The organism is Achromobacter anxifer, assembly GCF_903652925.1.
Taxonomy (GTDB): domain Bacteria; phylum Pseudomonadota; class Gammaproteobacteria; order Burkholderiales; family Burkholderiaceae_B; genus Achromobacter; species Achromobacter anxifer.
The window spans coordinates 408,646-428,783 of sequence record NZ_CAHLAR010000003.1 but is presented as its reverse complement, the minus strand read 5'-3'; the positions used below and the strand labels follow the sequence as shown (position 1 = coordinate 428,783).

Below are 20,138 nucleotides of genomic sequence, written 5' to 3'. Positions count from 1 at the left end.
CCGCTACCACTTGCCCTGGCCTTGCGATTGCTGCTGCATCTGCGGCGCGTTGGCCGGCCGCACCGTGTCCACGTACTTCTTGTAGCTGGCGACGTACTCGGGGCTGTTGATGTCCGGAGTATTGTCGCTATCCCAATTTCTTTCCACGCCGGACTGCTTCCAGGCAGCCAGGTCGCGCTCGACCTGATCGCGGGTGAGCTGGACGTCGGACGGCGGCGCCGCGGTGGCGGGAGCGGGGGCGGTCTGCGCGGCGGCGGGCCCGGACAGCAGGGCGCAGGCCGCCAGGCAGAAAGGAAGGGCGGCACGAACGATTAGGGCAGTTTTCATGAAATGCTCCTGATGACGTGAGTGATCGCAGCATCGGATAGTGGTGTCCCTGGGGGCGTGCGGCAATGCAGCTTGGGCAAGGACAGCTGCGCCACGCGCCCATCGTAGGACGCGGGAAACAGGTGCCACATACTCAAAATTGGGTATGGCGGCGTGCGCCTATAGCAGCGAGGCCAGCCTGACCAGCTCGGCCTGGCGGCTGCACTGCATCTTGCTGAGCAGGGACGCGACCTGCTTGCGCACCGTCAGCACCGAGGCGTGGCGCAGGGTGGCGACTTCCTCGACGCTATGGCCCATGGCCAGTCCCGCCAGGACCGCGGCTTCCGCATGGGTGATGGCGAACACGGCTTCCAACCTCCCGATGTCGGGCTGGGCGAACGCACTCTTGCGCCGCATGCACACAAGCAGCATGCGCGCGCCGATCAGGCTCAACGCGCGAGGCGCGGCGCTGATGTCGACCCAGGACAGCTCGCCCCAGCCGGCGGCCGCGGCCAGGGACCGCGCCTGCCCGTCGCGCGCGACGGACAGACAATGGGCATCGAACAGCGCCTGTATCTTGCCGTCCGGATGGCGCAGCCTGCCGTCGCGCACCTGCCAGCCGCGTCCGTCGTCCAGATAGCGCGCGGCCAAGGCCGACATCCTGTCCACCACGGCATTGCGGCTGATGAGGAGCACGGCCTCGCCGACGGCCGAGAAGGCGCTGTCCACCGTGCTCCAGTCGCGGGCGAGCATCTTTTCGCGCTGCGGCAGCTGGGCCAGCGGCAGGCGGAAGTAACGGCTCAGATCGTGGGACGGGAGGCGGTCGCGGGGGGAGGAATCAGTCAGCGGGCCCGGCGCCTGGATCACGGGTCCGACGGCAATCTGGTGTTCAGCCATTTCGTGTCTCCAGTTTTGGTACAGACGCAAACGCTGTCACGCATTGCAGATCGCTGTAGAGGCGGAGCGGCAGCGGTGCCTGCCGGAAGCCAGCAACCTGAAAGGAAATTATCCTCGCAAATTCACGGGCCGGATGAAAATCCCCGCTCCAGCGGGGATGGCGCGCGCCGCGCCTTCAGCGAGGGTGCGCGCGCACCGGGGCATTTCCACCAGTGCGCGGCAAATCGGGGGCAGGGTTGGCCCGGCGCGCCGGGAGGATGGATCGCCGCGCGCCACAGGTCCAGGAAGTGCCGCTTCTTCAGCGGATCCAGATACACCAGCAAGCCCACGCCCAGTCCCACGGGCCGCACGCCCGCTTCCGGGGTGACCGAGGCGGCCACCGGCCGCATGCCCGATTGCCGCGCGACCATTTCCTGGCCTCGGGGCGACAGCAGGTAGTCGAGGAACTGCGCGCCCAGGTCGGCCCGCGGCGCCAGCCTGGGAATGATGGCCGAGCGCGACAGCATCAGCGTGTAGTCCTGCGGATAGACCACGGCCAGCGGCGCGCCCTGGGCGATGCGATGGCGGGCATAGGATTCCAGCAGGTTGTAGGCCAGCGCGGTCTCGCCGCGTTCGAGCTTGTCGAGCGCGTCCTCGGTGGAGGCGTGGACGGTGACGCGGTTGCGGCCCAGTTCGGCCAGCAGCGCGCCGGCCATGCTGTCCAGGCGCGTGTCCTGGGTGGCCGCCAGGTAGCCGATGCCGCTGCCTTCGACGTCGTAGGTGGAGATGGCCCCCGCCAGCGGCTGGTCGGGCGCCTGCAGCAGCGACAGCAGCTCGCGCCGGGTGCGCGGCGCGCGCTGCGCGGCGAGCTTGCCGGTGTTGTAGACCATGACGATGGGATCGGTGCCGATGCTGAAGACCTCGTCGCGCCAGTTGGCCCAGGAGGGCAGGGCGCGGGTCTCGGGCGAGACGTGCGCCTGCGCGTACCCGTCATTGACCAGCTTGGTCTGCAGGTCCATGGCGCTGCTGATGATGAGGTCGGGGCCGCCCTTGGGCGCGTCCGCCTGCGCGGCCCGCGCGACGGTGCCGCTGTACAGCTCCTGCGTCGACAGTTCGGTGTATTCCAGGCGCAGGCCGGGGTTGAGCCTGCTGAAATCTTCCAGCACGCCGCGGAACACCTGCACATTGTTGGAGGCGTGCACCACCAGCACGTTCCTGCTGTCGGCCGGGCCCAGCGCCAGGCCGTCGGCGCTGGTTTCCGCGGCCAGGCCCGCCGCGGCTGGCAGCAGGGCGGCCAGCGCGGCCAGCAGGCGCAGGGGTTTCAGGAGATCACGCTTCATGGGGGCGGGCCGGCAGCGTGATGACGGCGTCCAGGCCGCCGCCCACGCGGTTGCTCAGGGTCAGCTTGCCCTGGTGGATGTCGACCACGCGCTTGATGATGGACAGGCCCAGGCCGGCGCCGGGCGCGCGCGCGTCGGGGCCGCGCACGAAGCGCTCGAAGGCCGCGTTGGCCAGCGCCGGTGGAATGCCGGGCCCCTGGTCGGAAACCGAGATCCGCCAGCCCCGGTCCTGCGCTTCCAGCCGCACGGCGATATGGCCGTCCTCGGCCGCGCCGTGGCGCAGCGCGTTGTCGATGAGGTTCTTGAAGGCTTCGCGCAGCATCAGGCTGTCGCCGGCCACGATGGCGGGACGGCCGGACGCGGGCAGGTGCAAGCGTACGTCGGGCTGCGGATCGGCTTGCGGGACCGTGTCGTGTACCGCCTGGCGCAGCAGCTCGGCCAGGTCCACGGGCTGAAACTGCCGCACGTTGCTGCGGTGGATGACGCTGGCGTCGCTCAGCAACTGATTGACCAGGCGCGAGAGCTTTTCGGCGTTGCGCAGCACGGCCAGCAGGCTGCGGCGCTGTTCGGCGGGATCGTCCTCGTCCAGCGCCACTTCCATCTGCGCGTGCAGCGCGGCCAGCGGCGTGCGCAGCTGATGGGCGGCCTCCGCAATGAAGAGGCGCAAGGTGTCCAGGTTTTCCGACAGGCGCGCCATGAAGCCGTCCAGCGCATGCACCAGCGTGTCGAGCTCTTCGGGCACGGGCGCGGCGATGGGGTGCAGGTCGGAGGCGCTGCGCGCCGCAAGCTCGCGTTCGATGCGCCGGATCGGCGACAGCGAACGCAGCAGGCCCCAATAGGCCAGCGCCAGCGCGGCGGCGGTGAAGCCGATCAGCGCCAGCGTGCCTTGCCAGAGGATGCCCTGGGCCAGCGCGTCGCGCGCCTCGCGGGTCTGCGCGACCTGGATCAGCGCGGTCTCGGTATTGCGCGGACCGGCGATCTTGCGTTCCATCCAGGCGATGCGCACCGGCACGCCCTGGTAGCTGGCGTCGTACAGGCGCGGCGAGTCGGCCGGGTCCGCGTCGTTGCGGGCGGGCGGGGCGGGCAGGTCGGCGTAGCCGGAGATCAGCGCGGCGCCGTCGCCGACGCGGTAGAACACGCGGTCGCGCGGCGCCTGTTCCAGCAGCGCCAGCGAGGCATAGGGCATGTCCATGCGCCATTCGTCCTGCACCAGCTGCAGGCTGTCGGCAATGGATAGCGCCGAGGACCGCAGCAACTGGTCGTAGGTGGTGTCGGCGGTCTGCTGCGCATAGCCGCGCACCAGCAGATAGAGCGCGCCCAGCGCGGCGACGAACAGCGCCAGCAGCATGGCCAGCAGCCGGCGCTTGATCGAGATGCGGCGCTGGCCGTGGCCGGGCCGGGCGGGCTCAGTCCCGGCCGGAACCGGGCGCGGCGGAACGGTCGTGGTCATCGGTGGCGGTCAGGAGGTAGCCGGTGCCGCGCTGCGTTTCGATGCGCAGGGGCGAGCCTTCGAGCTTGCGGCGCAGACGGGCGATGTAGACCTCGATGGCATTGGGCGCGGCGTCGTCGTCGAAGGCGAACAGCTTGTGGGCGATCTCGGCCTTGCTGACGGCGCGGTTCATGCCGGCCAGCAGGATCTCCAGCAGGCTGTATTCGCGCTTGGGCAGGTCGATGCGCTGGCCCGCCAGCGTGACCTGGCGCGCGGCGCTGTCGATCTGCAGTTCGCCAAAGCGCAGCACGCCGGCGTTCTGCGCGCTGGGCCGGCGCAGCAGCGCGCGGCAGCGGGCTTCCAGTTCGCGGAAATCGAAAGGCTTGGCGAGGTAGTCGTCGGCGCCGGTATCCAGGGCATGGACGCGGTCCTCGATGTCGATGCGCGCGGTCAGCGCCAGCACCGGCGTCTTGCTGCCGCGGTCGCGCAGGCGATGCAGGATGTCGAAGCCCGACATGCGCGGCAGGCCGATGTCCAGGATGACGAGGTCGAAGGTTTCGTATTGCAGCACCCCGTCGGCGCTGAGGCCATCGTTCTGGCAGTCCACGGCATGGCCGAGACGGCGCAGCCGGCGCACGAGTGCGTCGGCAAGGTCCGCGTCGTCTTCGATCACCAGTATGCGCATGCGGGAGATTGTCGCACGGGAGGGGGGGCCCCACGCCGCGCTCGCTGCGTTCGCTTGCTGCCCCCCCGAGGGGGGCGCCCATTCAAAAACGACAGGTTCCAGACAGCTTTTATTTCTAGTCTTGCGGTCCCGCTGCCCCAGCCGGTGGCGGGATCGACACATAACAACGACTAGCCGGAGATAACCCTCATGCTTCTGACCCTGCTTGGCTTCGGCATGGTGATCACGTTCATGACGCTGATCATGACCAAGCGCCTGTCGCCGCTGGTGGCGCTCATCCTTGTCCCCATTATTTTCGCCCTGCTGGGCGGGTTCGGCTCGGGCATCGACAAGATGATGCTGGACGGCATCCGCAAGATCGCGCCCACGGGCGTGATGCTGATGTTCGCCATCCTGTACTTCGGCGTCATGATCGACGCCGGCCTGTTCGATCCCATCGTCGGCCGCATCCTGCGCGCGGTGAAGGGCGATCCGCTGAAGATCGTGGTCGGCACCACCGTGCTGGCGCTGGTGATCTCGCTGGACGGCGACGGCTCCACCACCTACATGATCGTGGTGGCGTCGATGCTGCCGCTGTACCGCCGCCTGAAGATGAACGCGCTGTCCATGACCTGCCTGGCGATGCTGGCCAGCGGCGTCATGAACCTGACGCCCTGGGGCGGCCCGACGGCGCGCGCCGCCAGCGCCCTGCACGTGGACGCGGGCGACATCTTCGTGCCGCTGGTGCCGGTGATGGGCGTGGCCATCGTCGCCATCCTGATCCTGGCGTTCTGCCTGGGCCTGCGCGAACGCCGCCGCCTGGGCGTGCTGTCGCTGCCGGACGGCGCCTCGCTGCACGCGGGCTACGACGAGGACGGCCCCAAGAACCTGCCCGAGATCGAGGTCGATCAGGACCTGCGCCGCCCCAGGCTGCTGTGGGTGAACGCCGGCCTGACGCTGGCGCTGATGGTGAGCCTGGTGATGGGCGTGCTGCCCCTGCCGGTGCTGTTCATGATCGCCTTTGCGATCGCGCTGGTCATCAACTACCCCGATCTGGCCGAGCAGCGCCGCCGCGTTACGCAGCACGCGGGCAATGTGCTGTCGGTGGTGTCGCTGATTTTCGCGGCGGGGATCTTCACCGGCATCCTGTCGGGCACGGGCATGGTCGAGGCCATGTCGCGCAGCCTGCTGGCCGTGATTCCCGACGCCATGGGTCCGTACCTGGCCGGCATCACCGCGCTGGTCAGCCTGCCGTTCACCTTCTTCATGTCCAACGACGCCTTCTACTTCGGCGTGCTGCCCATCCTGAGCGAAGCGGCCCAGGGCTACGGCATTTCGCCGGTCGAGATGGCGCGCGCCTCGCTGATCGGCCAGCCCGTGCACCTGCTGAGCCCGCTGGTGCCGTCGACCTATCTGCTGGTCGGCCTGGCCGGCGTGGACTTCGGCGACCACCAGCGCTATTCGCTCAAGTGGGCCACGATGGTCTGCATGGTGATGCTGGCGGCGGCGTTGGCGTTCGGCCTGTTCCCGCTGGTCGGCCAGGTGGCCTGATCCGCGGCGCGATACCGTCTTTTTCAAAAGGGGAAGTACATGGCTTTGCGCATTGCTTACGTCACCAGCGGAATGGGCCACACGGGCACCGCGATCTGCCAGGCGCTGCAACTCTCGGGACACCGCGTGGTGGCGGGCTGCGGGCCGCGCTCCTCGCGCAAGGACCACTGGCTGAAGGAACAGAAGTCCCTGGGCTACGACTTCATCGCCTCCGAGGGCGACGCCACCGACTGGGCCTCGACCGAGGCGGCCTTCGCCAAGGTGCGGCGCGAGGTCGGCGAGATCGACGTGCTGGTCAACAATGCCGGCGCGATGCTGGACATGCGCTTTCGCCAGATGAGCCACGCGGATTGGTCCGCGGTGCTGCGCAGCAACCTGGACACGCTGTTCAACACCACCAAGCAGGTCGTGGACAGCATGGCCGACCGCGGCTGGGGACGCATCATCAACATCGGCTCCGTGGCCGCGGAAAAAGGCCAGATCGGCCAGATCAACTACGCCACGGCCAAGGGCGCGGTCATCGGCTTCACGCGCTCGCTGGCCCAGGAAGTCGCGGCGCGCGGCGTGACCGTCAACCTGGCGTCGCCGGGCTTCATCGCCGACGACACCGTGAAGGCGTTTCCGCCTGCCTTGCTGGACCGCATCGTCGAAAGCGTGCCGGTGGGCCGGCTGGGCACGGCCAAGGACCTGGCCGGCCTGTGCGCCTGGCTGGCCTCGGACGAGGCGGCTTTCGTGACGGGCGCGAACTACGCCATCAATGGCGGCGTGTATATGAGTTGAGGGCAGGGCGGCGAGGCTGCCTTGCGCTTACACGTCGATCTGGTCGAAGTGCACGCCCAAGGCGGCCGCAAGACGCTCGCGGGTGCTTTTCCTGGGGTTCGCATCAGCGGATTCCATTGCGGCGTAGCTGGGCTGGCGTATGCCCAGGCGCGCCGCCATGTCGACCTGGGTGATCCCCAGGTACTCGCGCCAGGCGCGCACGATGCTCCACCCGTTGCTGGCCATCAGCGTGACGACTTCATGCGGAATCGTGCCGTCCGAGGGAATGCGCGGCTGTCGCCGGGCAATGGCTGCCGGTGCTCCAGTCAAGGCGAGACACTCCGAATAGCTTTTCAAGCCTCCTCATCGCTTCCCAAGAAAGCATGAGCAGGCGTCCTCCATCTTCTAAGGTTTTTCAGGAGGGCCGAACAAGCTGTTTGCCGCTATTCCAGGACGAACGCCCGATTTTTTCCGATCGCTCAATTCGCCAGCTTCACCGCCCCGCTATCGATCAGCTTCTGCCATTTGGCGCTATCGGCCTGGATGAACGACTGCAATTCATCCCGCGAGCCGCCACCGGCGATCATGCCGGCGTTTTCCAGGGCGGCCTTGAACTCCGGCGTGGCCACGGCGGCGCGTAGCGCGGCGTTGACCTGCTCCAGCTGCGCCGTCGGGATTTCCATGCTGGCCGCGACCGAGAACCACTGGGTGGCGGCGTAGCCCTTGAAGCCGGACTCTTCCACCGTGGGCACGCCGGGCAGGCTGTCCAGGCGGTAGGGCGTGGTGACGGCGTAGGCCTTCAGCACGCCGGCCTTGATCTGCGGCATGACCGGGGCCGAGCCCAGGATGGCCAGGGGAATCTGGCCGCCGGCCACGTCGGCCACCGCCTGGCCGCCGCCCTTGTAAGGGACGTGCACGATGCGGGTGCCGGCGTACTGGTTGAGCAGTTCGCCCGCCAGGTTCTGCGAGGTGCCGTTGCCGGAACTGCCGTAGCTCCAGGCCTCGGGCCGCTGCCGCGCGTCGGCCAGCACGTCCTGCAGCGACGCCTTGGCGTCCTTGGCCGGGCCGACGACGACCATCGGGCCCTGGGCCATCAGGATGACGGGCGCCAGTTCGCGGCCGATCTCGGGTTGGGGCGTGGGGTAGATCAGCGGGCCCGGCACGGTCAGCAGATAGCCGTCGCTGGCCTTGCTGCGCGCCACCAGTTGCAGGGCAATGGCGCCCGCGGCGCCGGGACGGTTTTCGACGATGACGTTCAGGCCGCTGCGCCGCGCCAGTTCCTGCGCGGCGATGCGGGTCAGCACGTCGGCGGTGCCGCCCGGCACGAAGCCGACCACCCAGGTGATCTGCTTGCCGGGCCAGTCCAGCTTGTGGTCCGCCGCGCCGGCGGTGGCGGTCAGCGCCGCGCCCAGCAGCAGCGCGCAGCATCGGATGGCGAGTTTCATGTTTTCCCCTTTGTGTTTTTTTGCCCAGGCCGCCGAGTGGCTCAGCTGGGATCCGGCTTGCCCGGCGGCGTGTTCGGATGCGCGGCGCAGGACTGGTTGAAGGCCTGCACCATTTTCAGGATGGGGCCGAGCACCCAGGTGTTGAAGATGAGGATGTCGCTTTCTTCCTTGGGGTCCTGCTTCAGGTTGAACAGGTACGGCGACTCCAGCTTGCCCTTGCCCTCGTTGACTTCGGGCTCCCAGTAGAAGTGCAGCTTCCAGTCGCGCCACTTGACCGCGCGCAGCTCGTTCTTGATGTAGAACAGAAAGCCCTCGCGTTGCGAGGCCGGACTGGCGCCGGTGAAAAAGTCGGTCTGGTCGATGCCGTCGATGGGCCGGTCCTGCGGAATGGCGGCGCCGGCGATGCTGGACAGCGTGGTGTACAGATCGGTGACGTGGACGATGTCGTTGGACACCTGGCCGGGCTTGACCTTGCCGGGCCAGCGGATCATGAAGGGCACGCGCAGGCTGCCTTCCATGGCGGTGTGGTAGGTGCCGGTCCAGGGGCCGGCGGTGCCGCGGTAGGGCTTGCGGAATTCAGGGCCGTTGTCGCTGCAGAAGATGAACACGGTGTCGTCGCGCAGCTTCAGCTCGTCCACCGCCTGCACGATCTGCCCCACGCGGTGGTCCATTTCCACCATGGAATCGGCGAAGTCGCCGGCGCCGGTGCGGCCCGCGAAGTCCGGGTGCGGCAGGGTGGGGAAGTGCAGGTGCACCAGAGGCAGGTACAGGAAGAAGGGGCGGCCGGCCTCGGCGTGCTTGCGCATGAAGCCGACGGAGCGGTCGACCAGCTCGGCGTCGATGCCGCGGCGCGTCTCCAGGTCGTAGACCTTGACGTTTTCCGAGGGCGAGCCGGCCTGGCCCTGCATGATGTGCGGGATGTCGGCGACCGTGGGATCGAAGCCGATGGACGAGGTGAACTGGCTTTCGTCGGTGGTGCGCGGAATGCCGTACCACTCGTCGAAGCCGCGGTCGGACGGATAGCGGCCGGGGATGTCGCCCAGATGCCATTTGCCGTAGTGCGCCGTGGCGTAGCCCTGGCCGGACAGCTGCTGGGCCAGGGTGATCTCGTCGCGCGCCAGCCCTTGCGGCAGGCCCGGAGGCACGGATTGCAGGCAGCCGGTGCGGATGGGATGGCGGCCGCTCATCAGCGCGGAGCGCGTCGGCACGCAGTCGCTTTCCACGTTGAAGTTCTGCAGCAGCAGCCCTTCGGAGGCCAGCCGGTCGATGTTCGGGGTGGGCGCGCCGCGCAGGGCGCCGCCGCCGTAGCAGCCGAGTTCGCCCCATCCCAGGTTGTCGGCCACGATCAATACGATGTTGGGCTTTTTATCCATGCGCTGCGCCTTCTGTCGGTCCTCGGGTTTATCCAGGGATTCTAGGGGCGTGGACTCGGCTTAATATTCCTGAAGCTGAGTCTATGCATAACCAATGATTATGAATCTGTCGCTGCGTGACATCGAATATTTCCTGGCCGTGGTGGAACACGGCAACCTGGACCGCGCCGCGGCGGCCTGCGGCGTCAGCCAGCCGGCGCTGTCGAAGTCCCTGCAGCGGCTGGAGGCCGACACGGGGCTGGCGCTGCTGGACCGCGGCGGGCGCGGGCTGCGCCTGACCTCGGCGGGCCTGGCGTTCCGCGAACACGCGCAGCGGCTATGGGCGGAGTACCGCGACGCGGTGCGCAACGCCATGGAACTGCGCCTGGGCGAAGCCGGCCTGCTGCGCGTCGGCGCCACCGGCGCCACGGTGGACAGCGTGGTGATGCCGGCCCTGCGCCGCCTGCTGCCGCGCCGGCCCGCGCTGCGGGTGCAGCTCACGCAAGGCCAGTCGGACGACTTGAACGAGCAGGTCGCGGGTGGCAAGCTGGACCTGGCTGTGACGCCGATCTATGCCGACGTGCCGGGTTCGCTGCACCAGGAATCGATACGCGAGGACGGCCTGTGCGTGGCCGCCAGCCGCAAGCATCCCCTGGCGTCGCGGCGCAAGCTGGCCTTGCGCGACCTGGACGGCCAGCGCTGGATCCTGCCCATGCAGGGATCGGTGGCGCGCCACGCGCTGGAAGCCCGCTATGCCGAGGCGGGCCTGGCGCTGCCGTCGGCGGCGCTGGAGGTACAGCATTTCTCGGGGGGCGCGCTGGCCTTGCTGGCGGCCTCGGACCTGCTGGCGCTGATGCCGCAAAGTGCGTTGGGCCCGGACATCGCCGAGCTGCCGGTGACGCTGGGCCGGCCCCTGCGGCGTAGCATGGCGCTGGTCACGCGCCATGGCGCGACGTGGTCGCCGCTGATGCAGGAGTTCCGCGCGGCGGTGCTGGAAGCCGCCGGCTAGTACTCCGATTCCACCTGCCAGCTGACGGGGATTTCCGCCACGCTGGCGCTGGGCGGCAGCTCCAGCACCAGCCGCGCCATGCGGGCGATGTCCTCGGGCTGGGTCAGGCGGGTCTTGATTTCCGCGGGCACGCCGTCGGCCATGTCGGTGGCCACGAAGCCCGGGCAGATGGCGGTGCAGCGGATCTGGTGGGGATCGCCGCAGTGGCGGATGCCGTGGGCCAGCGCCAGCGCCGCGAACTTGCTCATGGCGTAGAGCGTGCCCTCGGGCGCGCGGACCCGCTTGCCGGCCAGCGAGGCCATGACCAGGACCTTGCCCGCGCCCGCCGCGATCAGGTGCGGCCAGGCCTTGCGCGTCAGGCGCATGGGCGATTTGACGTTGACGGCGAACAGCCGGTCGAACTCGTCGTCGGTGGCCTCGACCACCGAGCTCTTGCTGAGGATGCCGGCGTTGTGGATCAGCGCGTCGATGCGGCCGTAGCGCGCCATGGCGTCCGCTATCCACGCGTCCTCGCTGGCGGCGTCCTCGGCGTCGAAGCGGGCGCGGTGCACCCGTTCGGCCGGAAAGCCGTCGAAGGCGTCGGTGGGACTGCGGGTGCCGGCGCTGATGCTCCAGCCGTTGGCAAGCAGTTCGCGGGCGATGGCCAGGCCGATGCCGCGGCTGGCGCCGCTGATCAGCGCGACGCGGGGAGTGGAGGGGGATTGCATCGTGTTCCTGGTCTGTGGCGGACGGTGGACTCAGCGCCGGGCGTGGCCCAGATAGCCTTCCAGCATCGAACGGGTATTGGCGCGCAAGGCGTCGATGGCGTAGCCGCCTTCCTGCACGAACAGCGTGGGCAGGCCGAGCTGCGCGATGCGCTTGCCCAGTTGCGCATAGTCCGGCGTGTCCAGGCTGAGATTGCCGAAGGCGTCGCCGCGGAAGGTGTCGTAGCCGGTGGCGACCACCAGCGCGCGCGGCTTGAACTGCTCGACGCGCTCCAGCGCGGGCTCGAAGGCCTTGAGATAGCCGGAGAGCTCGGTGCCGGCCGCCAGCGGCAGGTTCAGGTTGTAGCCCTCGCCCGCGCCCGTGCCGGTTTCGTCGCCGTAGCCGCTGCAGAAGGGGTAGATGCTGGCGGGGTCGCCATGGATGGAGACGGTCAGCACGTCGTCGCGGCCATAGAAGATCTGCTGCGTGCCGTTGCCGTGGTGCACGTCGATGTCCAGGATCGCGACGCGGCCCCATTGTCCGGCCAGGCGTTGCGCGGCCAGCGCGGTATTGGCCAGCAGGCAGCCGCCCATGCCCATGTCCGTCATGGCGTGATGGCCGCTGGGCCGCACCAGCGCATACACGCTGGACGATCCGTCCAGCACGGCCTGCGCGGCGGCGACCGCGGTCTCGGCGCTGGCGTAGACGTTGCGCCAGGTGTCCTCGACGATGGGCGTGGCGCCGTCGGCCAGGTAGCGGCCGGCCATGGCCACGGGCGTGGTGGCGCGCATCTCGGTGTAGTGGCGGTTGGGCCAGATGTTGGGCCGCACCTCGAACGAGGCGTCGGGCGCCTTGCGCCATTCGGCCCAGGCGCTTTGCAGGTAGGCCAGGTAGTCGGGCGTGTGGATCTGCGTGAGCTCGGGGATGCCCTGGGCCAGCGGGCCCACGGTCTGGCAGTCCAGCCCGACGTCGCGCAGCGCCGCCTCGATCTCGCGGCCGCGGCCGCGCGCGTCGTGGTGCGGTTTGAGGATGCCGCGGACCAGGGCGTTGCCGGTCCATTCGGCGTCGTGCAGGGGGGAAAGCAGGGCTTTCATCGTGGGGATTCCTGGATAGCCGGGGGGATGATCGGTAAGAGGGCAGGCATGGGCAGCGGGCCTATTTCCACTGGCGGCCCGGCACCGCGTCGATCAGCTGCCGCGTGTAGGGGTGCGACGGCGCCTGCAGCACCTGCGCCGCGGGGCCTTGCTCGACGATGGCGCCTTGCTGCAGCACCACGATGCGGTCGCACAGCTGGGCCGCCACGCGCAGGTCGTGGGTGATGAACAGCATCGACAGGTGCAGCTTGTCCTTCAGTTCCTTCAGCAGCGTCAGCACCTGGTCCTGCACCGACACGTCCAGCGCCGACACCGGTTCGTCGGCGATGATGAGTTCGGGCTGGGCCGCGATGGCGCGGGCCAGGCCCAGCCGCTGGCGCTGGCCGCCCGAGAATTCGTGCGGATAGCGGTCCAGCGCCGAGGCGTCCAGCCGCACCAGTTCCATCAGCTCGCGCGCGCGGCGCAACGCCTGTTCGCGCGGCACGCCCTGGGCCACCAGGCCGCTGGTCAGGATGGTGGCGACGCGGTGGCGCGGGTTGAGCGAACCGTAGGGATCCTGGAACACCATCTGCACCGAGCGCCGCACGGCGACGTCGTCGAAGGCGCCGCGCGCCGTCAGCTCGGCGCCCTTCAGGCGCACCGAACCGCCATCGGCGGCGATCAGGCCGGCGACGATGCGGCCTATGGTCGATTTGCCCGAGCCGGATTCGCCGACCAGGCCCACGGTCTCGCCGCGGGCGATCTCGAAGCTGACGTCGCGCACCGCCGGGAATTGGCGCGCCGGCTTGAACAGTCCGCCCTTGCGCACGTAGGTCTTGCGCAGCCCGCTCACCGACAGCAGCGCCTGCGCCGCCACCGGAGTCGGGGCGGGCGGCACGGAAGAGGGCACCGCCGCCAGCAGGCGCCGGGTGTAGTCGGCCTGGGGCTGGTTGAGCACCTGCGCGGCGGCACCGGTCTCGACCACGCGGCCGTCCTTCATGACCACGATGCGGTCGGCGATCTCGGACACCACGCCGAAGTCGTGGGTGATGAACAGCACGCCCAGGTTCTTGCGCTTCTGGATGTCCAGCAGCACCGCCAGGATCTGGGCCTGGGTGGTCACGTCCAGCGCCGTGGTCGGCTCGTCGGCGATAAGGATCTCGGGTTCCAGCGCCAGCGCCATGGCGATCATGACGCGCTGGCGCTGGCCGCCGGACAGCTGGAAGGGATAGGAGTCCGCGATGCGGCGGTGGTCTTCCAGCCCCACCGACACCAGCAGCGCGGCCAGGCGCTCGGCGTTCTGCGCGGCGTCGGCCGCGCCATGCTCGCGCAGCATTTCGACGATCTGGTCGCCGCAGCGCATCAGCGGGTTCAGGGCGCTGAGCGGCTCCTGGAACACCATGGCGATGCGCTTGCCGCGGATCTTGCGCAGGGCGTTCAGGCCCAGGCCGGTCAGGGCCTGGCCGTCCAGCCGTATCGCGCCGCCGCTGACGCTCACGCCGCGCGGCAGCAGGCTCAGCACGGCATGGGCCAGGGTGGATTTGCCCGAGCCGGATTCGCCCACCACGCAGACGATTTCGCCGGGCGCGATGTCCAGGCTGACGCCTTCGACGGCATAGGGCCGGTCGGCGCCGGCGGGCAGCTTGATGGACAGGTCTTCGATCTGGAGCAGGCCGTTCACGGTTATTGTCCCTTGCGGTGCAGACGCGGATTGAGCGCGTCGTTGAGGCCTTCGCCCACCAGGTTGATCGCCAGCACGGTCAGGAAGATGGCCAGCCCGGGGAACAGGCACATCCACCACGCCAGGCGCAGCAGCGAGCGCGACGCGCCCACCATGTAGCCCCAGCTCATCAGGTTGGGATCGCCCAGGCCCAGGAAGCTGATGGCGCTTTCCAGCAGGATGGCGTTGGCCACCATGAGCGAGGCCATTACGATCAGCGGCGACAGGCAGTTGGGCAGGATCTCGGCCATGACGATGCGCAGGTTCGACAGGCCCTGCACGCGCGCGGCCTCGACGAATTCGCTGGACTTCACGCGCATGAATTCGGCCCGCACCAGCCGCGCCACCGGCGGCCAGCTCACCAGCCCCACCGCCGCGATCACCGAGGCGAACGAAGGCTGGAAGATGGCCACCAGCACGATGGCGAAGAAGAAACTGGGGATGGTCTGGAAGATCTCGGTCAGGCGCATCAGGATCTCGTCGCTGCGCCCGCCCAGGAATCCTGCGGGGATGCCCACGGCCAGCCCGATCACCAGCGCCACGGCGGTGGCGACGCAGCCCACCAGCAGCGAGGCGCGCGCGCCGTGCACGATGCCGGACGCGATGTCGCGTCCCAGCGAGTCCGATCCCAGCCACACGCCGCCTTCCTGCAGGGGCTTGAGGAAGGGCGCGACCGAGGGATCCCACGGATTTTCCGGATACAGGCCGTTGGCGCCCAGCGCCATCAGCACGATCAGGCACAGCACCAGCAAGCCCGCGACGGCGCCGATGTTCTTGGCAAAACGTTTGGACAGGCCTTTCATGCAGCGCTCCGCATACGGGGATCGATCAGCAGGTACATCAGGTCGGTGATGAGGTTGAACGCGACCACCATCAGCGAAGTGCAGAAGAACACGCCCAGCAGCACCTGGTAGTCGCGCTGCATCAGCGCGTCGAACGCCAGGCGGCCGATGCCGGGCCAGGCGAACACCGTCTCCACCAGCACCGAGCCGCCGATCAGCTGCCCGGCCTGGATGCCGGCCAGGGTGATGACCGGCAGCACGGCGTTGCGCAGCTGGTGCACCCAGACCACGCGCGACGGCGACAGGCCCTTGGCCCAGGCGGTCTTGACGAAGTCGGCGGTCTGCACCTCGTTCATCGAGGCCCGCGTCATGCGGGCATACAGCGCAAGATTGAACGCCGCCAGCGTCAGCACCGGCAGCACGGCGTGGTGGGCGATGTCCAGCGCGCGCGCCAGGCCGCTCTTGCCGGAACCCATGGCTTCCAGGCCGAAGGGCGGAAACCAGCCCAGCTGCACCGAGAACAGCAGCACCAGCATCAGCCCCACCCAGAAGATGGGCGTGGCATAGAAGGCCAGCGATCCCGCCGTGATGGCGGAATCCTTCCAGGTGCCCCGGTACTTGCTGGCCAGCACCCCCAAGAGCACGCCGCCCAGCAGCGACAGCAGGAACGCGGGGATGGCCAGCACCAGCGTGGCGGGCAGGCGGTCCGCGATCAGGTCCCACACCGGCTGCTGCTGGCGGTAGCTGAAGCCCAGGTTCAGGGTCGCCATGGAGCCCAGGTAGCCGGCCAGCTGCACCGGCAGCGGCTTGTCCAGCTTGAACTCCTTGCGCAGCTGGTCGATGTAGTGCTGGTCGGAGGCGCCCGCCTCGCCGGCGAGGACGCTGACGGGATCGCCCGGCGCCATCCGCACCAGCATGAAGTTGATGACCGCCACGGCCAGCAGCACCGTGATGGACTTGATCAGGACGGACGCGACCGCCAGCAGGGACTTCATGGCCTGCCTCCCCTTACTTCTGGATGTAGGTCGTGGCGAAGGTCTCGGCGACGCCGATGGCCGAAGTCGTCACGTTCTTGACGGACTTGCTGGTGATGGTCGGGAACGACAGCTCCACCAGCCAGGCCGACGGCGCATCTTCCGCCAGCGTGGTGGCGGCCTGGGTGTAGAGCTGCTGGCGCTTCTGCTTGTCGGTTTCGAGCGAGGCGGCGCTGAACACCTTGTCCAGCTCGGGGTTGGTGTAGCCCGAGATGTTGGTGCCGTAGACGCCCTGGCGGATGTTGTCCGACCGGTAGCTGCGGTCCACGCCCAGGGCGGGGTCCGAGTACTGATACAGGTAGGTGACCGTCATGTCGAAGTCCCAGTTGGCGTAGCGGCGCGCCCAGTTGCCGGCGTCCGTGCTTTCCAGCACCACGTCGATGCCGACCTTGGCCAGCGAGTTCTTGACGTATTCGGACACCTTGTTCCAGGTGTCGCCGTAGGGCAGGCCCAGCAGCCGCAGCGAAACGCGCTTGCCGTTGGCGTCGGGCTTGAGGCCCATCTCGTCGAGCAGGGCGATGGCCTTCTTCGGGTCGTACTTGTATTGCGGGATGTTGGGATCGTAGAAGCTCGTCACCGACGAGATCGGGCCGGTGGCGGGCTTGGCGGCGCCGAAGAAAATGCGCTTGGCGATGAAGTCGCGGTCGATGGCGTACTGGATCGCCTGGCGGAAGCGCTTGTCGTCCAGTGGCTTGACGCGATGGTTCAGTTCGATCCATGACAACGGGCCGGCGAATTCATAGCCCTTGGTGGTGACTTCCAGCGCCGGGTTGGCCTTGATCTGCGGCAGGAAGGCGAAGTCGATGTCGCCGAAGCTGGCGACCTGCACCGAGCCGTTCTCCAGCGCCAGCAGGCGCGAGGCGGAGTCAGGGATGACCTGGAAATAGACGTTGTCCAGGTAGGGCAGGCCGGCCTGCCAATAGGCTTCGTTGCGCACCAGCTGCACGTACTGCCCGCGCTTCCATTCCTTGAACTTGAAGGGGCCCGTGCCGATCGGCGTCTGGTTGGCGGGGTTGTTGCGGAAGTCCGTGCCCTTGTAGAGGTGGGCCGGCATGATGGGCGCGCTCGACACCTCGAAGGCGTTGAGGAAGGGCGCGTAGGGCTCCTTCAGCGTGATCTTGACCGTGTTGGCGTCGGGCGTTTCGATGCTGGCCACGTGCGACAGATTGCCGCGGGCGCGCGGGTGGGTCTGCGGCAGGTAGTCCTGCAACGAGAAGCGCACGTCTTCGGACGTGAAAGGCTTGCCGTCGTGCCAGGTCACGCCTTGCTGCAGATGGAAGGTGTAGACCAGGCCGTCGGGCGAGATCTCCCAGGACTTCGCCAGCGACGGCTTGGCCGTCAGGTCGAAGTCATAGGTCAGCAGGCCTTCATAGATCTTGCCCGCGGCGATCTGCGTGGGCGTCTGCTGGTTCAGGCCGTAGATCAGCGTGGGCGGTTCGGGGTTGAGGATGACGTTCAGGGTGCCGCCGCGCGTCTGCGCGTGCACGCCGGACGCGGCCGAGGCCATGAGCGCGGCGCCCAGGGCGAGTTGGCCGAGGATCGATTTCATCTTGGGTGGAAGCTGCTTCATTTTCTTTTTTCCTTTCTGTAGCGTGGAGTCTGCGAGACGGCGGTCCCGATGCCTCAGGGCCGCGCGGCGGCGCATTGCTGTTCCAGGGCTTGCAACAGCAGGTCCGCGTGGGCCTTCTGGAAAGTGAGCGGAGGGCGGATCTTCAATACGTTGGCCTGGGGGCCGCTGGCGCCGATCAGCACGCCGGCGTGGCGCAGGCCGTTGACCAGGGCCGCCGCGACGGCGGGCGCGGGCTCGGCGGGACGGCGCGCGTCCACCAGTTCCACGCCCCAGTACAGGCCGCGGCCGCGCACGTCGCCGATGATGGGATGGGCCGCGGCGAGGCGGCGCAGGCCGGCCTCCAGGTGCGCGCCCACGTCCGCCACGCGCTTGGGCGCGTCCATGGCCTGCAGCGCGTCCAGCACCGCCAGCCCCACGGCGGCCGAGACCGTGTTGCCGCCGAAGGTATTGAAGTAGCGGCACTTGCGGCCGAATTCTTCTACCAGGTCCGAGCGCAGCACCAGCGCGCCTATCGGATGGCCGTTGCCCATGGGCTTGCCCAGCGACACCATGTCGGGCAGCACGTCGTCGCGTTCGAAGGCCCACCAGGATTGTCCGGTGCGGGCCAGGCCGCCCTGGACTTCGTCGGCGATGAACAGGCCGCCGCGCCGCCGGATGGCGGCCGCGGCCAGCGCCAGCGCCTGGTTCGATTCAGTGTGGATGCCGTCGCTGGCGAACACGGTGTCGACCATCAGCGCGGCCGCGGGCGTGCCGGCCTGGGCCAGTTCGTCGGCGGCGGCCTCGACGGCCTCGGCGAAGCGCAAGGCGGCCAGCGCCGGGTCGCCGCGGTAGCTGTCGGGCGGCGGCACCGTGCGCACATGGCTGGCCACGGGGCGCAGCGACGGTGACATGTCCGCCAGCGAGCGCGTCACGCCGTGATAGGCGTTGCGGGTGACGATGAAGCCCGTGCGGCCGGTGGCCTCGATCGCGACGCGCAGCGCCAGGTCGTTGGCCTCGCTGCCGGTGCAGGTGAACATGGCGTTGTCCAGGCCCGCGGGGAACAAGGCCAGCAGCCGCTCCGCGTACTCGACCACGCCTTCGTGCAGATAGCGGGTGTGGGTGTTCAGCACCGCCGCCTGCCGCGCCAGCGCCTCGACCACACCGGGATGCGCATGGCCGACCACGGGCACGTTGTTGTAGGCGTCCAGATAGCGTTTGCCTTGCGCGTCTTCCAGCCAGACATCCTCGCCGCGCACCGGATGCACGGGCTCGTCGTAGAACAGCCGGTAGGCCGCGCCCAGCGCGCGGCGGCGGCGCGCCAGCAGTTCGCCGGACGTGGAGGTGGGGGCGGAGAGATCCTGGGACATGGCGGTATCCGTGGCGGTCAGAAGGAAGCGGAAGCGGACGCGCGCGCATCGCGCCCGTCTTTCCAGGGGCCTATCAGGGCGTCGAACAAGCGGGTGGCGGCGGCGTGGCTGCGCAGGATGTAGTCGCGGTTGCCGGGGAATTGGCGCGCGCGCCAGGCGGTGATGACCATGCGCTGCGCCAGCCGCGCCAGCACCAGGTCCAGCGTCAGCTCGCGCTCTTGCGCGCTCAGCGCCAGCACTGAGGCGTAGCCGTCCAGCATGCAGTCCAGCACGCGCATCGGCGCGTCGGTCTGGGTCATCTGGTAGGAGGCGGCGATGGCGATTTCAGCGATGCGCGGCGCCTGCACCATGTCGCCGAAGTCGAGCACGCCGGCCACGGCCAGGCCGCCCGCATCGGTCAGCAGATTGCTGGCCGACAGGTCGTTGTGGATGATCTGCTGCGGCAGCCCTTGCAGCCGCGGCGCGGTATGGATGGCGTACAGGCCCAGGAATTCGCCAAGGGCGTGGCGATGGTCGCGGTCTTCGACCGCGTCGAGCAGCGGGCGCATGGAGGGCGCCTCGCACACGTTCCAGAGGAAGCGGCGTCCCGCGGCCGGGTGCGAAAAATCAGCTAACGCCGCGTCCAGTTCGCCGGCGGCGCGGCCCAGGGCGGTCCAGGCAACGGGTTCGGCGCGCAAGGCCGAGCCGGGCTCGCCCTCCAGGAAGCTGTAGGCGCGTACCCGCACGGCGGACTCGCCCGCGCCGGGCGGCTGGTGCGACAGCCAGTCGGCGTCCAGGCCCTGGGGGGCGTGGTGCGCCGGCACCGGCACGGCGCAGCGGCCGGCCAGGTGGCGCAGCACGGCGATCTGCATTTCCGTTTCGGCCACGGTTTCGGCCGCGTTGATGAACTTCAGCGTCAGCGACGAGCCATCGGCGCGGCGCACGCGGAAATTGCGGTCGCGTTCGCCTGCCAGCAACTGGCAGCCGGCGCCGGCGCCATAGCGGACCCGCGCCACGGCGGCGGCTTCCTCCACGGTCACGGCGGGCGGTGAAGTGGTCAGCAGGGCTTCGGTGAGCGCGGCGGATTCGACGGTAGGCAGGGGGTGTGCCGGCACGGTGTTGGGCGGGATCGTTGGTTCAGGATGATGCATCATGCATCAAGTGCTGAATGTGCCGAATCAGTGATTACCCGAGCAGGAAGTCGGGCCTGTTCTTTCGA

19 protein-coding genes are annotated in these 20,138 nt (G+C 68.8%); 3 read left to right on the top strand and 16 right to left on the bottom strand.

Annotation, left to right across the window (positions count from 1 at the left end; genetic code table 11):
- Nucleotides 1-3: 3 nt before the first annotated feature.
- The 5 genes from HWY37_RS11200 to HWY37_RS11180 all read right to left on the bottom strand — a co-directional run bounded on the left by HWY37_RS11200 (nucleotide 4) and on the right by HWY37_RS11180 (nucleotide 4,636).
- Nucleotides 4-327, bottom strand: coding sequence for a DUF4148 domain-containing protein (locus HWY37_RS11200; protein WP_176088636.1), 324 nt, complete (start codon nucleotides 325-327; stop codon nucleotides 4-6).
- Nucleotides 328-486: 159 nt separating this feature from the next.
- Entirely contained in the window at nucleotides 487-1,203 is a 717-nt protein-coding gene (locus HWY37_RS11195) for a helix-turn-helix transcriptional regulator (protein WP_176088635.1), read from the bottom strand.
- A 122-nt stretch (nucleotides 1,204-1,325) separates the two neighbouring features.
- Nucleotides 1,326-2,522, bottom strand: coding sequence for an ABC transporter substrate-binding protein (locus tag HWY37_RS11190; protein WP_246302260.1), 1,197 nt, complete (start codon nucleotides 2,520-2,522; stop codon nucleotides 1,326-1,328).
- Complete coding sequence (locus tag HWY37_RS11185; protein ID WP_246302259.1) at nucleotides 2,512-3,972, bottom strand: sensor histidine kinase; 1,461 nt, start codon at nucleotides 3,970-3,972, stop codon at nucleotides 2,512-2,514. The genes HWY37_RS11190 and HWY37_RS11185 overlap by 11 nt, the downstream gene beginning before the upstream one ends.
- Complete coding sequence (locus tag HWY37_RS11180; RefSeq protein WP_175209161.1) at nucleotides 3,929-4,636, bottom strand: response regulator transcription factor; 708 nt, start codon at nucleotides 4,634-4,636, stop codon at nucleotides 3,929-3,931. The genes HWY37_RS11185 and HWY37_RS11180 overlap by 44 nt, the downstream gene beginning before the upstream one ends.
- 189 nt (nucleotides 4,637-4,825) lie before the next feature.
- On the opposite strand from HWY37_RS11180, the gene HWY37_RS11175 reads away from it, so the two are divergent.
- Nucleotides 4,826-6,166: a CitMHS family transporter gene (locus HWY37_RS11175; protein ID WP_175209160.1), complete on the top strand. Its 1,341-nt coding sequence runs from the start codon at nucleotides 4,826-4,828 to the stop codon at nucleotides 6,164-6,166.
- Between the two features lie 39 nt (nucleotides 6,167-6,205).
- The gene (locus HWY37_RS11170; RefSeq protein ID WP_175209159.1) at nucleotides 6,206-6,946 is read left to right on the top strand and encodes an SDR family oxidoreductase; all 741 of its coding nucleotides are present in this window, start codon (nucleotides 6,206-6,208) and stop codon (nucleotides 6,944-6,946) included.
- A 27-nt stretch (nucleotides 6,947-6,973) separates the two neighbouring features.
- On the opposite strand, the gene HWY37_RS11165 is transcribed toward HWY37_RS11170, so the two are convergent.
- The 3 genes from HWY37_RS11165 to HWY37_RS11155 all read right to left on the bottom strand — a co-directional run bounded on the left by HWY37_RS11165 (nucleotide 6,974) and on the right by HWY37_RS11155 (nucleotide 9,743).
- The gene (locus tag HWY37_RS11165; RefSeq protein WP_246302258.1) at nucleotides 6,974-7,255 is read right to left on the bottom strand and encodes a helix-turn-helix domain-containing protein; all 282 of its coding nucleotides are present in this window, start codon (nucleotides 7,253-7,255) and stop codon (nucleotides 6,974-6,976) included.
- Between the two features lie 149 nt (nucleotides 7,256-7,404).
- Entirely contained in the window at nucleotides 7,405-8,370 is a 966-nt protein-coding gene (locus tag HWY37_RS11160) for a tripartite tricarboxylate transporter substrate-binding protein (protein ID WP_176088634.1), read from the bottom strand.
- Nucleotides 8,371-8,411: 41 nt separating this feature from the next.
- Nucleotides 8,412-9,743 (bottom strand): arylsulfatase, encoded by a 1,332-nt coding sequence (locus HWY37_RS11155; RefSeq protein WP_176088633.1) that lies wholly within the window; start codon nucleotides 9,741-9,743, stop codon nucleotides 8,412-8,414.
- 94 nt (nucleotides 9,744-9,837) lie between these two features.
- Here HWY37_RS11155 and HWY37_RS11150 point away from each other — a divergent pair, with 94 nt between their 5' ends.
- On the top strand, nucleotides 9,838-10,731 hold the full coding sequence (locus tag HWY37_RS11150) for a LysR family transcriptional regulator (protein ID WP_246302257.1): 894 nt from the start codon (nucleotides 9,838-9,840) through the stop codon (nucleotides 10,729-10,731).
- Here the strand turns inward: HWY37_RS11150 and HWY37_RS11145 are convergent.
- From HWY37_RS11145 to HWY37_RS11110, 8 genes are all read right to left on the bottom strand, one after another.
- Complete coding sequence (locus HWY37_RS11145; protein WP_175209155.1) at nucleotides 10,728-11,438, bottom strand: SDR family NAD(P)-dependent oxidoreductase; 711 nt, start codon at nucleotides 11,436-11,438, stop codon at nucleotides 10,728-10,730. The genes HWY37_RS11150 and HWY37_RS11145 overlap by 4 nt on opposite strands.
- A 30-nt stretch (nucleotides 11,439-11,468) precedes the next feature.
- The gene (locus HWY37_RS11140; protein ID WP_175209154.1) at nucleotides 11,469-12,509 is read right to left on the bottom strand and encodes a histone deacetylase family protein; all 1,041 of its coding nucleotides are present in this window, start codon (nucleotides 12,507-12,509) and stop codon (nucleotides 11,469-11,471) included.
- A gap of 61 nt (nucleotides 12,510-12,570) precedes the next feature.
- A complete protein-coding gene (locus HWY37_RS11135; RefSeq protein ID WP_175209153.1) occupies nucleotides 12,571-14,169 on the bottom strand; it encodes an ABC transporter ATP-binding protein in 1,599 nt (532 codons plus the stop codon).
- Between the two features lie 2 nt (nucleotides 14,170-14,171).
- A complete protein-coding gene (locus tag HWY37_RS11130) occupies nucleotides 14,172-15,011 on the bottom strand; it encodes an ABC transporter permease (RefSeq protein ID WP_175209152.1) in 840 nt (279 codons plus the stop codon).
- Complete coding sequence (locus HWY37_RS11125; RefSeq protein ID WP_175209151.1) at nucleotides 15,008-15,985, bottom strand: ABC transporter permease; 978 nt, start codon at nucleotides 15,983-15,985, stop codon at nucleotides 15,008-15,010. The genes HWY37_RS11130 and HWY37_RS11125 overlap by 4 nt, the downstream gene beginning before the upstream one ends.
- Nucleotides 15,986-15,998: 13 nt before the next feature.
- Nucleotides 15,999-17,594 (bottom strand): ABC transporter substrate-binding protein, encoded by a 1,596-nt coding sequence (locus tag HWY37_RS11120; RefSeq protein WP_175209150.1) that lies wholly within the window; start codon nucleotides 17,592-17,594, stop codon nucleotides 15,999-16,001.
- A 53-nt stretch (nucleotides 17,595-17,647) separates the two neighbouring features.
- Nucleotides 17,648-18,940, bottom strand: a complete 1,293-nt coding sequence (locus tag HWY37_RS11115) for an aspartate aminotransferase family protein (RefSeq protein ID WP_176088632.1) — start codon at nucleotides 18,938-18,940, stop codon at nucleotides 17,648-17,650.
- Nucleotides 18,941-18,957: 17 nt separating this feature from the next.
- A complete protein-coding gene (locus HWY37_RS11110; RefSeq protein ID WP_175207906.1) occupies nucleotides 18,958-20,073 on the bottom strand; it encodes a phosphotransferase in 1,116 nt (371 codons plus the stop codon).
- Nucleotides 20,074-20,138: the final 65 nt, after the last annotated feature.